11 protein-coding genes are annotated in these 11727 nt (G+C 46.5%); 9 read left to right on the top strand and 2 right to left on the bottom strand.

What is annotated here, in order from left to right; genetic code table 11:
- Positions 1 to 3053 (bottom strand): Rib/alpha-like domain-containing protein (locus tag T408_RS0108795; protein WP_028119593.1); only part of this gene is annotated, 3053 nt, incomplete at its 3' end.
- Between the two features lie 869 nt (positions 3054 to 3922).
- On the opposite strand from T408_RS0108795, the gene T408_RS0108790 reads away from it, so the two are divergent.
- The 9 genes from T408_RS0108790 to T408_RS0108750 all read left to right on the top strand — a co-directional run bounded on the left by T408_RS0108790 (position 3923) and on the right by T408_RS0108750 (position 10086).
- The gene (locus T408_RS0108790) at positions 3923 to 4162 is read left to right on the top strand and encodes a helix-turn-helix domain-containing protein (RefSeq protein ID WP_028119592.1); all 240 of its coding nucleotides are present in this window, start codon (positions 3923 to 3925) and stop codon (positions 4160 to 4162) included.
- 11 nt (positions 4163 to 4173) lie between these two features.
- Positions 4174 to 5124 (top strand): DnaD domain protein, encoded by a 951-nt coding sequence (locus T408_RS11855; RefSeq protein ID WP_028119591.1) that lies wholly within the window; start codon positions 4174 to 4176, stop codon positions 5122 to 5124.
- Positions 5121 to 5639: a sigma-70 family RNA polymerase sigma factor gene (locus tag T408_RS0108780; RefSeq protein ID WP_028119590.1), complete on the top strand. Its 519-nt coding sequence runs from the start codon at positions 5121 to 5123 to the stop codon at positions 5637 to 5639. The genes T408_RS11855 and T408_RS0108780 overlap by 4 nt, the downstream gene beginning before the upstream one ends.
- 89 nt (positions 5640 to 5728) lie before the next feature.
- Entirely contained in the window at positions 5729 to 5929 is a 201-nt protein-coding gene (locus T408_RS0108775) for a hypothetical protein (RefSeq protein WP_028119589.1), read from the top strand.
- A gap of 11 nt (positions 5930 to 5940) precedes the next feature.
- The gene (locus T408_RS11345; protein WP_035420516.1) at positions 5941 to 6171 is read left to right on the top strand and encodes a DUF2922 domain-containing protein; all 231 of its coding nucleotides are present in this window, start codon (positions 5941 to 5943) and stop codon (positions 6169 to 6171) included.
- 603 nt (positions 6172 to 6774) lie between these two features.
- Positions 6775 to 7008, top strand: a complete 234-nt coding sequence (locus tag T408_RS0108765; protein ID WP_028119588.1) for a hypothetical protein — start codon at positions 6775 to 6777, stop codon at positions 7006 to 7008.
- Positions 6995 to 7237, top strand: a complete 243-nt coding sequence (locus T408_RS0108760) for a phage holin (protein WP_028119587.1) — start codon at positions 6995 to 6997, stop codon at positions 7235 to 7237. Before T408_RS0108765 ends, T408_RS0108760 begins: the two co-directional genes overlap by 14 nt.
- The gene (locus tag T408_RS11850; protein ID WP_051444862.1) at positions 7200 to 8756 is read left to right on the top strand and encodes a glucosaminidase domain-containing protein; all 1557 of its coding nucleotides are present in this window, start codon (positions 7200 to 7202) and stop codon (positions 8754 to 8756) included. The genes T408_RS0108760 and T408_RS11850 overlap by 38 nt, the downstream gene beginning before the upstream one ends.
- 178 nt (positions 8757 to 8934) lie before the next feature.
- On the top strand, positions 8935 to 10086 hold the full coding sequence (locus tag T408_RS0108750; RefSeq protein WP_211230841.1) for an ATP-grasp domain-containing protein: 1152 nt from the start codon (positions 8935 to 8937) through the stop codon (positions 10084 to 10086).
- A gap of 175 nt (positions 10087 to 10261) precedes the next feature.
- On the opposite strand, the gene T408_RS11335 is transcribed toward T408_RS0108750, so the two are convergent.
- Positions 10262 to 11727, bottom strand: a 1466-nt coding sequence (locus T408_RS11335; RefSeq protein WP_035420514.1) for an LPXTG cell wall anchor domain-containing protein, incomplete at its 5' end; no start/stop codon positions are given.

The following is an 11727-nucleotide window of genomic DNA, read 5'->3' as shown; positions in this document are numbered from 1 at the left end:
TGGTCACCAACTTTTACAGTTTGGTCTTGGCCTACTGGGTCGTAATTAGCAGCATCTTTATCAGCAACCTTGATTGGTGCCTTCACTTCATCAGTTGAGCCATCAGCATATTCTACAACTACTGGAATTTCAACTGTAGTACCTGCATCTCCATCAGTTGGTGTGTAAGTTACAGTACCTGTAGCTTCCTCAACTGTAGCGCCTGTAGGAGCATTTGGCCCTAACTTAAACTTAGTACCTTCTGGTTTGGTAACTGATTGACCGTCTTTATCAGTAAAGGTTGGTGCTGCAGAAGTAGCTTCTTCACCAACTTTACCGGCTGTTTCTGTATAGGCTGGCTCGTATTTTGCGGCGTCTTTTTCATTTGCATATCCTGCAACTAGTGTTACTGGCACGCCATTTTTTAGTCGGCCATTAGCATCTGCTAAGTCTTTTAACTTAATGTTAGATGCATCCAATGAACTAAATTTATTATTTGTATTTAGTTTCCATCCATGGAATGGATATGCATTATCAGCTGGTGTTACATTAGGTATCTCTAATGGAACGGCAGAATTTTTAGCTGCTTCCTGAGCTTCTTTTAAAGTATAGTTTTCCAATATATCATAGTAGACAGCTCCACTACCATTATCAAAGCTACCGTCTTCACCTGGTAAGAAGGTTACTCGTGTATAACCCTTCTTAACTGGATCAGCTTGGTTAACTTTCTTAACTACTGGTCTTGCAACGAATGAATCAGCATAAAGTGCATTCGCCAAGTTATCAGCTTTGTCATTTGCTGTAAATACTGCAGATGTATAAACAGAATCATCTGTTAGATCATCTGATACAGTAACTGGAACAGAGCCAAATTCACCCAAGTTATCAGATCTCATTTCCACAGCTTCGCCTATAGCTTTACCATCTTTGAACCATCTAACTTTGTAAACTTGGTTAGGATGCAAGCCTTTTGTATGAGATTCAGCCGTGTCACCTGGTTTTGCCCAATTTTCATTTGTATCTTTATTGGTTACATCATGAACTGGCTGTGCGGCAAGGATTGCAAACTGGATACCGGAAATACTCGTACCTGCATTTAATTGTCCCCCAATTGAGTAGGAAGATTGGAACATGTTATCCTCATACATTTTCATCCAAACATCATTATTACCTACAAGTGGGTAAACATATGAATAGTCATAGTTAATATGACGGTTTCTTAGGTTAACAATTCCATCCCAAACTCTTGAATCAGAGTGATTTACTTCTTCATCTCTTACAAGTTTACCAAACTCTTCATCAGTAATTTTATTAGATACTTGAGCTACTGCATTTTGTCTATTTCTAGAGACACCATATAAACCTCTAAATGGAATTCTATAGTTACCATCTTTGTCCACCTTACCTACTACAGTTTCAGCAATAGCAGATCCTTTACCATGTTCGGCTTCATATGCAGCAATGATATCTTTTTGTGCTTGTTTGAATTGGTCATGGGTATAGCCTTTATTATTATCTTTCCATTGGTCAAACTGACGAGCTACTTCATCATTAACATAGGAACCAACGACTTCCATACCGGTTGCCCATACATCACCATTTCTTGGTTGACCTAGGTACTCGTTTGTAACCCCACCATTGGTTTCGTTGTTTTCATACCAAACTTTACCACGCATGACTCCGTAGTTACCATTATCTGGCCAGTAGCCATCAGTCGTTTCAGGTCTTACCCACTCACTTTCTGGTTTGGCTAACCAACCTTCAACATTTGGTTTTCTTTGATACTGAACAACACCACCAACAATTCTTTCAACGCCGATAGTGAAGTCCCAGTTCTCCTGAGTTCTATCAGTTCTAGTTTGGAATCTAGCACCGTACATATCTCCTGATTTTACGACAGAATATCCTTCAAGAGGTTCTGCCCATGTTCTAACACCCGTCTTAGCTCCATTAATACCTGTAAGGGTAAATTTAGTCATAGAACCATCGGCATTTAATACAGGTCTTGATAAATCAAAGATAAATGTTCCATCTGCCTTAGTAGTTGTATAGAAGATTGGAGAAATAATACCTTTGTGATCCCGCCATTGAAGGTAGATTTTTTGTCCAGCTACAGGTTGGTCGCCATCATCTGGGCCACCACCAAAGCTCGGTTCATTTTCAATCCAAGCTCTACCTTGATAAGTGAAACTAGCTCTTGGATCATTTCCTGTTGCTTCAATAGCATCTGCTTCGCTAGTACCACCTGATGTGATGACATTTGAATCTGGATCATCTTCAGGTCTATTTGGCGTTTGAACGTTAACCTCTAAGATGTCATAAGAACCATCATTATAAGTGACTTTGACATGAGCTTTTGTGTCGCCAATTTCAGGAGCTTTCACCCATTCATATGATTTAGCCTCAGCTAATTCAGATTTATTAGCTACTGCCTCTGAGGCGTCTTTGCTGATGATATTTCCATCTTTATCTTTACCAAAGGTTAATTCATTGGCTCGAGGTTCAACTTCGTTTCTTGTTTTTACGGTTTCCCCTTCTTCGCCTTTTTCAATCAGATTCTTTGGTTCAATACTTGAAGCTGGTTTAACTTCAGGTTGTACCGGCTCCTCAGCTGATCCATCTGCTGGTGCAGCATAAGTAGTCGCTCTAGTTGCTGTCACTCCTGGTTCTGATTCAGAAGCTCTTTCATTAATTGGAGCCGTCTCAAGATTAACTTCGGTTGGTGCTGTTCCATCATTTGATGGTGTTTCAGAAGCACTTGCTGTTCCAGCCTCTGGTTCTAGCCCTTCATTAGCTTCTGAAGCTGGATTTGGTGCTACGTTAGGTTCAGCTGATGGAGCTGCTCCTTCAGTTGCTGATCCATCTGCTGGTGCACCCGCTTCTCCTGCTGGATCAACAGTGACATCTGTTGTTGCCACTTCTTCAGCTGCTTGTGCGATTGCTGCATCGCTAGCAAATAAGAGTCCCCCAACAGCAATTGAGGCAACCCCAACCGTTAAGCGACGAATAGCATAGCGTGTGACCTTACGGCTATCACGCTGTCTAATTACATGTTTGTTATTTTTTCCTACCATGTACATTCCTCCCATTTAGAGTATTCAGTAATAGAAACAGAAATATTAGGTCTAAAAGTAATCCAGACCCAAATAATTTCAGAGTGTGATTTAAATCATAAACATTTCTATTCATAATTTAAATAATCCATTGGATTCTGAAATCATGTTATTATTATACTATACTTCTCTTTGATTTCCACGTTTATTTTGTCCATAAATGTTCCTAGAAGGGAAATTTTTGATTATTACAGAGAAATTATAGTGAATTTGTTTTTTTCTATTTTTTCTATTTTCGATATTTATTGCGCCTCCTCCGCTATATTTACCTCATAAACTTACCGAGGTGATTCATGAAAACTGTTTTTCATACTTTTAGCAGCTACACTATAATTTTTGAGCTTCTTTATCTGATTGATATCCTCACTCATATTTTAGATTATAATTGAATTAGTATGATTATAAATGTTTAGCATTGTAGACCTGTTTTTAATGTAAATTTTTTCATTTCTCATTTAAGGGCCTTTTTCGCCTTTACATAATCTTTACAATTCTCCCCAAGCTTATTGCTCATTCATTTACAGAATGAGAAAAGTTTTATTTGTTCATAACCTTTTTATCATAATTGTATTATATTGCTATTTTCTAGTGGTTTTTTCTTGTTTTATTTCGATTTTTGAGTGATTTTCAGAGGTTTTTCACGGCCTTTACATTATCTTTACCTAAAATTTGCACAATCTTTACAAAAATCTAATCATAATGCCCTTGTAAATTTTGATTTGCTGGTTCCTATACTTGAATATTATAATCCTCTTGCATAACCTGGACCAATCGCTTACATTGGACTCAGAAACAGCTGCTTCTAAAAAAATACCCTTTGGAGGTTTATTATGATTTTCAACAGAGAAGAATTCCGTGACCTGATTATCCGTAAGAATATTGACATTCATGCCTTGGCCGAGACCTGTAATATTAGTATTTCAACCATTCGTCGCTTAATGAACCCCAACAACCAGACCCTGCCTAATCCGACACTTGAAGTGCTCCATATCTTGTTTACTCACTTAGAACTAACAGCAGAAGAAGCCACCTTGATTGCCTTCCCCTTCTTAGCCCAGGACTACACTTAGGGGGGATTGACATGGGTATCAAGCGTATTGTTGACCGTGACTTCTGGTTGGATCCCTTGGTATTAGATTGCTATAGCCCGGAGGATTGTCTCTTCCACTTGTATTTGATGACGGGACCTGAGTCCAGTCAATTAGGGATCTACCGCCTACCCAGGCGGCGGATCGCTTTTGACTTGGGCTTTGAGGGGGACTTGATTGACCAATTGTTGACTCGCTTCCAGGAGGTCTACCAGGTGATTGCTTATGACTCACTCACCCAGGAGGTGGCCGTCTTGGACGCCTTGACTTATAACATAGTCCGCGGGGGGACACCGGTAGTGACTTGCTTGGGCCGTGAACTGGATGCGGTTAAGTCCTTGACTTTACTGCAGGTGACTTACCAGCATTTGTTGGATTTTTGGCGGCAGTCGGCTCGACCCTTTGACCAGAAGGTCCAGAGCTTATTCGAAGACCGCTTGAGTCGCTCTCAGGGCTTGGCCGAGTCACTTGTCAGTCAGGAGCCAAATGACAAGGAGAAGAACAATGACAATGACAATGTAAATGACAATGAGAATGAGGTATCGGGGCCCGAATCGGGGTCCGATTCCCTTAGCGATTCGCAAGGACTCCATTTGCTGGAATCAAGGAGCACTAAGAAGGTCTGGCAGCAATTTCTACTGGATTCTTCCGACCTACCGGCTTACTTGATTAGGTTATCGCTAGACTTGGGGCACTTATCTATTCAGCAAGTGGAAGACTTAGCGGATCTGGCGGATGAATTCGGAGACCAGCTCTTGACTGAAGCAATTAGCCTAGCCAGTAAGGCTAGGGAGCCTTATCCATACTTCCATGGCATTATTAACAATTGGCGCAGCGAGGGAATCAAGGACTACCAGACCTACTTGAACCGTCCGGGTAAGAAGGCCCATTCCTATATCGAACCGATCTCGACTTGGGCCAAGGCAAGGAGGGTAGCCGGATGAGAGAAGAATGGTACCGCGAGATTCTCGACCAGTTCGAACCCTTACTGCATAAGACCTTGAACAGCTTAGGCATCTATGGTTATCACCCTGATCGGGATGATTACTTACAAGAGTTACGGCTCAAGCTGATTGACCTAGCCCTTAGCTTCCAAGGGGACCTCAAGGACTTAGATGTCGCCCGCCAATTTGTCGCCTACAGCCAACGCGGCCTGCGCTGGCATTTGATTGATCTGTTGAGGCAAGACGAACCAGATAGAGTTGACCTTACAAGCGAAGTTCTTGACCACTTACCTTTTCCAGAAGCTAGCGACTACTTAGAACGTGACCTGCTAGACCAATTGCGTCTAATCTTAAATGACACTGAGTTCAACATCGCCCAGCTCATTGTCCAAGACCAATTGACAATGGGACAAATTGCTGACCGGCTGGCCATGACTCGCCAAGGTCTCCACAAGCACCGGCAGAATATCCAAGCAAAACTAGCACCCTATAAGGACTTTCTTTTAATCCCCTAATTATTTTTGATAATTGGTTGACATTTTTGCCAAAAATTTCGTGTATAGGGGTGTAAGCTAGTTTACAAAAAAGCAAAGGAGTCGATACTATGAACAAAGAATTCTTTACCAGCCAGGTGGTCATTGAAAGCTTAGACCCGATCACCGACAAGTCCCGCCGCTTAACCTTGAAGCACTTGAAGCAAGAGGCCACGGGCCAAGCCGTCGCCAGCTTGCGCGATGAGTTAGCCAAGCTAATTCTTGATCCGATCACTAAGACTCAAGTTCAAGAAACTTACCAAATCGCCTAAGGAGGTCCCTCATGACAATCACTAAACAACTCGAACTTCAATTCAAATCCCAAGCCGGCACTTCCAAGAAAATCGTGATTAGTAACCCTGCGGATAACTTGACCCAAGCAGAAGTGGCAGGCGTTATGGACCATGTGGTCGCCAATCCCATCTTCCAAGACGGCCTAGTCAACCCCTACCAAGAAGCCGTCGCTGCACGCTACATCACCCGTCAAGTAGACGAAGTCTACACCGCCATCTAAACTCCCATCCCTCCAACCGGATACTGTCTCTATAACTCTCCTTCTCACTCCAAGATTTTCCTTTATACCTTTTCCTATACCCTCCCCATGCCTGCCTTCGGGCAGGCATTAAGTTTAGGCTGTGGAGCTTGCCCTATCGACCTCATATGGATTTTTGAAGGGCGATGGGAGCCTGCCTATTCACCTCATAAATATTTTCATGGGTAATGGAGTCCCCCTATTAACCTCATAAATATTTTCAAGGGTAATGGAGCCTCCCCATTCACCTCATAAATAATTTCAAGGGGGGATGGGGCGCGCCTATTAACCTCTTAAATAATTTTCAAGGGGGATAGAACCCGCCCATCGATCTCATAAATATTTTCATGGGTAATGGAACCCACCCATCGACCTCATAAATAATTTCAAGGGGGATAGAACCCGCCCATTAACCTCATAAATAATTTTCAAGGGTAATGGAACCCGCCCATCGACCTCATAATTATTTTCAAGGGCGATGGGAACCGCGTATTCACCTCATAAATATTTTCAAGGGTGATAGAACCCACACCCTTTTTTCCGATCTCTTCTATTATATGTACTCATTTCGAAAGGATGGTTGTTATGTCTTTGATTGAGTATGGTTCTTATGCGAGTGCATTGATTGCGGTTATGACCCTGGTCAAGCAGTTGATCGACTTGATTCAGGCTTTGCAGAATTTGATTGCTAGAATTGATGCCATGCATGAGGATCTCTCCCATCATAGTGAGTCGCTCGCTGATATTGAGCGCACCTTATTCACCCATGACCGGCGTATTCATGACTTGGAGGAGGTGACGGCCTATGCTTATGCCTAATCGCGCTTATGACGGGCTCAAGTGGTTGGCCCTAATCTTCCTGCCGGCGCTAATTGTTCTCCTACAAGGCTGTTGTCAGGCCTTCGGCTGGCCCTTAGACTCCCTGGTTACCGGGCTCAACTTGCTGGCGGTCTTTCTAGGCAGTCTACTTCAAGTGTCCAGTCATCATTACCACGGAGGAGGTGGCGGCCATGGCCTGTCCCGTTACAGCCCAGCAAGTGCTGACTAAGGCCCGATCCTACTTGGGCCTTCAAGCCGGATCCAGCGGTCACCGGCAACTCGTCGCTTCCTACAACCAAGTCCAACCCCGGCCAGCCGGCTATGCCGTCCAAATTAGCGACGCCTGGTGTGACCTCTTCGTGACTGTCGTAGCCGACCAAGTCGGCCTCAGCCCCTGGATTGGCCGAGAATGTGGCGTCCAACGTCACATCCAAATCTTCAAGCAAAAAGGCATCTGGCTAGGTCGCAAGACCCGGCCTCAAGCAGGCGATATTATCTGCTTCGACTGGGACGGTGGTGGATTCGCTGACCATATTGGTTGGGTGGAAGCCTGGGCCAGCGACCAGGATGTCTGGACCCTTGAAGGCAACAGCCGCAACCAGGTCGCCCGCAACCGCTTCAACTGGCAGGACCGCCGCATTATGGGCTATGCCAGACCACCCTACCGCCCCGACCAACCAGGCAAAAAAGCGACCCCCCACTCAAATACCACCCCGCCCGTCTCGCCTGACCTGGTCAATCAAGTCATCCAAGGCTTGTGGGGCAACGGACAAGACCGAATCCGCCGCCTTCAAGAGGCTGGTTATTCTGCCTCACAAGTTCAAGCAGCAGTCAATATCAGGCTCTTGGGTGGTGGACGCCAGTCACAAGCGACAGAGGGCGGAGGAAAGCCTACCGGTGCCCCGCAAACTTCCGCTAGCCACCCGGCCACAGCCTCTAATCAGGCTTCATCAACCAGTCATCCAACCGCCACTTCCACCAAGGCTCCTACACCCAGCTCCCAAAGCCCTTCAACAAAAGCAGACCAAGACCTGACCCTCAACGGCCACACCCTGTCCCGTGATAAGATCCAAGCCATCCAGCAAGCAGGCTTGAAGCAGGGGATCTTGCCCTCCCTGATCCTTTGTCTTTTTTACTTGGAGAGTCATTGGGGCCATTCCAAGTTGGCCCAGCTGGACAATAATTGGGCCGGGATCACCTGGTCCAGTAGTTACCAAGGCCACCCCGAGGTCCCCAAGACGCCCGGCTCGCCCAGACCCCAGTCTGAAGGGGGTGTCTATGTCCACTATGCCAGCTTCCAGGACTTCCTCCAAGACTGGGTCCACCTGCTTCGGCCCCACCATCTCTACCGGGTGGCTGGGGTGAGTGACTTCGACTTGGCTGTCCGCGGCCTCTTCCAGGTGGGCGGCGCCAAATATGACTACGCCGCCAGTGGCTACACCGCCTACAGCAAGGCCATGCGGTCCATCCGCCGCCAACTGGACCGCCTCTACCCCGGCTACTTGGACCAACTAGATCAAGCCTTGCTGCAAAAAGCTGGCCGTAGCCCTCGTCCAACCCCACTAGCAGTCGGCCAAACCGTTACCCTCCACCCCGACACCCAGACTTGGGCCAACGGCTGGGCTATGCCGGCTTTTGTCAAGGGGCGACGCTACCAGATTGCCCAGACCCGCCCCGGTAGTTCCCTGATTCAGTATCTGGATACCATCATGGGTTGGGTGGATAATGAGTGGCTGGTCTTGGACTAGTGGTTGCAATCTGTATTTGAGAGGGCGTGTAATTTCTTTTATGTGATTTATCACACTTTATCTCGCCTTCTAATATTCTTGATTAGAATAATATTATATTTCCATTTGTTTCTCATCGTGTTATAATAATCCTAATACGAATGAGAGGATGAAGGACGTGAAGAAGTTGAACTACATTATGATCTCGCCTCATTTTCCCCAGAATTTCATCGCTTTCTCGACGCGCTTGAAGGAGGCGGGGGTGAATGTCTTGGGAATTGCGGCCGAGCCTTATGAGTGGCTGCCCCAGGACTTGAAGGAGGCCCTAACGGAATACTACCGGGTGGACGACATGGAGGACTACCAACAGGTCTACCGGGCAGTGGCTTATTTGGCTTTCAAGCATGGCAAGATTGACCGGATCGAATCTCATAACGAGCACTGGATGGAACTGGATGCCAAGCTGCGCACCGACTTCAACGTCCCCGGCGTCCACTTAGACCAGCTCCCTGCTTATAAGTACAAGTCCGGCATGAAAAAAGTCTTCATCGACCACCAGATTCCTGCTCCTAAGGGCCGGGTCTTCAAGGACGCAGCCGATGCCCGAAAGTTGGCCAAGAAGCTGGGCTATCCCGTTGTGGTTAAGCCCGATGATGGGGTGGGAGCCAGTGACACTTGGCTCTTGAAGGACGCTCAGGCCTTGGATGAATTTCTGGCCCAGCGCCAGGACCTGCCCTATATCATGGAAGAGGCCATTGATGGTGACATTGTAACCTTTGACGGCTTGACCGACCAGGAGGGGCAGATTGTCTGCGAGTCTTCGATGGCTTACGAAGTGCCCGTTCTGACGACCATGTCTGGTGGCGACGATCTCTTCTATTATGTGGACCCGAATCCGCCGCAAGATATTTTGGACCTGGGCCGTCAGGTGGTCCAAGCCTTCCAGATCAAGGAACGTTTTTTCCATATTGAATTCTTCCGCGTCAAAAAGACCGGCAAGCTCCTGGCCTTGGAGCTCAACTGCCGGCCGCCGGGTGGGGCTTCTGTGGATATGCTCAACTACGCCTACGACATCGACGTCTACAAGGCCTACGCCCAGGTGGTCACCCAGAACCAGTGCTCGCTTGAGATGGGACCCGGCTACTACACCGGCTACCTAGCCCGTCACGACCAGCTGGCCTACCAACTCTCCCAGCAAGACCTAGAAGCCAAGTACGGTCCGGCCATTGTCGAGATCAAGCGCAACCCGCAGATGGTGGTCAAGGTCATGGGCGACACCGGCTACGTGGTCCGCACCCAGACCTTGGATGAGTTAGTGGCTATTGTGGAAGACTTTCGACGGAAAAAGTAAAACCCAATTACTCTCTAAGCTTAAACTTAATTGTTACAGGAAATCCCATTTAACAGGAAGAACTGAGTTCTTCCTGTTTTTTGTGTAACTAATCCCCACAAAAAACAGCCCCACTCTATTAGAGGGGGCTGTTGCATGGTCGAGTCTCTAGTTAGAAACTACTCTATCTTATTTTTTATTCTTCTTCCTTCTTGCGTGGTGCAATCAGACCAATACCTGAAAGAATAGACAGAATCGCTGCGCCTAGAGCTCCATAGCTTGTTGTCTCACCAGTGGCAGGCAAATCACTTGCTTGTGAATCTTGACTCGTTGTCTGAGATTCGGCAACTTGACTTGCTTGACCAGTGGTCACTGCTGGATCTTGGGCTACTTGCTTAATGCTTGCTTGACTAGCCTGCGTTGCATCTGTGGCTGGCTTCGAAGCATCAGTATTAGCTGCTTGCCCAGCATCTGCTGCTCGTCTAACAACAAGTTGATCAGCAGTAAGCGTGATCTCTTGACCATCAATTGTCACGGTAGCTGATCCATTTGGATGTACAACTATCATAGCGTCAGCTAAGTTTGGATTAGCTTGGCGAATAGCTTCCTTAATCGCAGCTTGTTCAGCTGGGGTTAAGTGGGCTGGATCAGTTACAGTCGTAACTGCTGGTAGGTTAAGCTTGCCTGATTCTGACGCTTGACCATTTAGGTCAGCACGTGCTTCTTCAAGAACCTTCAAGGCTTGATCAACCTGTGCCTGAGTGGCATTTGGATCAGCTAAAATGTTGCTAGCTTCTTCTAAAGCTTTATCGTATGCAGCTTGTTTAACTGGATCCGCCTTCTTGTATGCATCAGATTCTTTGACTGAAGTTTCCTTGCCTTGTTCAGTTTCAAGTGCTGATTTATCAACAGTCATTCCAGCTTGTTCAACAGTATTGGCTGGACTGATAGTACCAGTCTTATCGCCTACTGTAACTGTTACTTCACCATTGTCGGATACTTCAATTGTCGCGTCAGATGGTAGATCTGGGTTGGCCTGGCGGACAGCCTCTTCAACCGCTGATTTCTCCGCATCGGTCAAGTGGGATGGATCTTGAACTTCGGTCTTAGCTGGTTGGTTAACCTCTAAGTTCGTATCCTCTTCTACCTTGCCTGTGACTACTTGGTCGGATGGAAGGTTGCCTGTCTTGTCGCCTGCTGTGACTGTCACTTCACCGTTGTCGGATACTTCAATTGTCGCGTCAGATGGTAGATCTGGGTTCGCTTGGCGAACAGCTTCCTCAACAGCTGATTTCTCAGCGTCAGTTAAGTGAGCGGGATCTTCAACTTCGGTTTTAGCCGGTTGGTTAACTTCTAAGTTCGTGCCCTCTTCTACCTTGCCTGTGACTACTTGGTCGGATGGAAGAGTGCCGGTCTTGTCACCTACTGTGACTGTCACTTCACCATTGTCGGATACTGTGATCACGGCGTCAGATGGTAGATCTGGATTCGCTTGGCGAACGGCTTCCTCTACGGCTGATTTTTCAGCGTCGGTCAAGTGGGCGGGATCTTCAACTTCCGTCTTAGTTGGTTGGTTAACCACTAAGTTCGTGTCCTCTTTCTCCTTACCTGTGACTACTTGGTCGGATGGAAGATTACCGGTCTTGTCGCCTACTGTGACGG

The organism is Hutsoniella sourekii ATCC 700629, from assembly GCF_000518205.1.
Classification (GTDB): domain Bacteria; phylum Bacillota; class Bacilli; order Lactobacillales; family Aerococcaceae; genus Hutsoniella; species Hutsoniella sourekii.
Note: the sequence above shows the minus strand (reverse complement) of the source record. Positions and strands in the feature narration are given on the sequence as shown.

Excerpts from the sequence above, each read along its gene's own strand:
- T408_RS0108790 (WP_028119592.1), top strand. The coding sequence starts at position 3,923 with ATGATTTTCAACAGAGAAGAATTCCGTGACCTGATTATCCGTAAGAAT.
- T408_RS11855 (WP_028119591.1), top strand. The coding sequence starts at position 4,174 with ATGGGTATCAAGCGTATTGTTGACCGTGACTTCTGGTTGGATCCCTTG.
- T408_RS0108780 (WP_028119590.1), top strand. The coding sequence starts at position 5,121 with ATGAGAGAAGAATGGTACCGCGAGATTCTCGACCAGTTCGAACCCTTA.
- T408_RS0108775 (WP_028119589.1), top strand. The coding sequence starts at position 5,729 with ATGAACAAAGAATTCTTTACCAGCCAGGTGGTCATTGAAAGCTTAGAC.
- T408_RS11345 (WP_035420516.1), top strand. The coding sequence starts at position 5,941 with ATGACAATCACTAAACAACTCGAACTTCAATTCAAATCCCAAGCCGGC.
- T408_RS0108765 (WP_028119588.1), top strand. The coding sequence starts at position 6,775 with ATGTCTTTGATTGAGTATGGTTCTTATGCGAGTGCATTGATTGCGGTT.
- T408_RS0108760 (WP_028119587.1), top strand. The coding sequence starts at position 6,995 with ATGCTTATGCCTAATCGCGCTTATGACGGGCTCAAGTGGTTGGCCCTA.
- T408_RS11850 (WP_051444862.1), top strand. The coding sequence starts at position 7,200 with ATGGCCTGTCCCGTTACAGCCCAGCAAGTGCTGACTAAGGCCCGATCC.
- T408_RS0108750 (WP_211230841.1), top strand. The coding sequence starts at position 8,935 with ATGATCTCGCCTCATTTTCCCCAGAATTTCATCGCTTTCTCGACGCGC.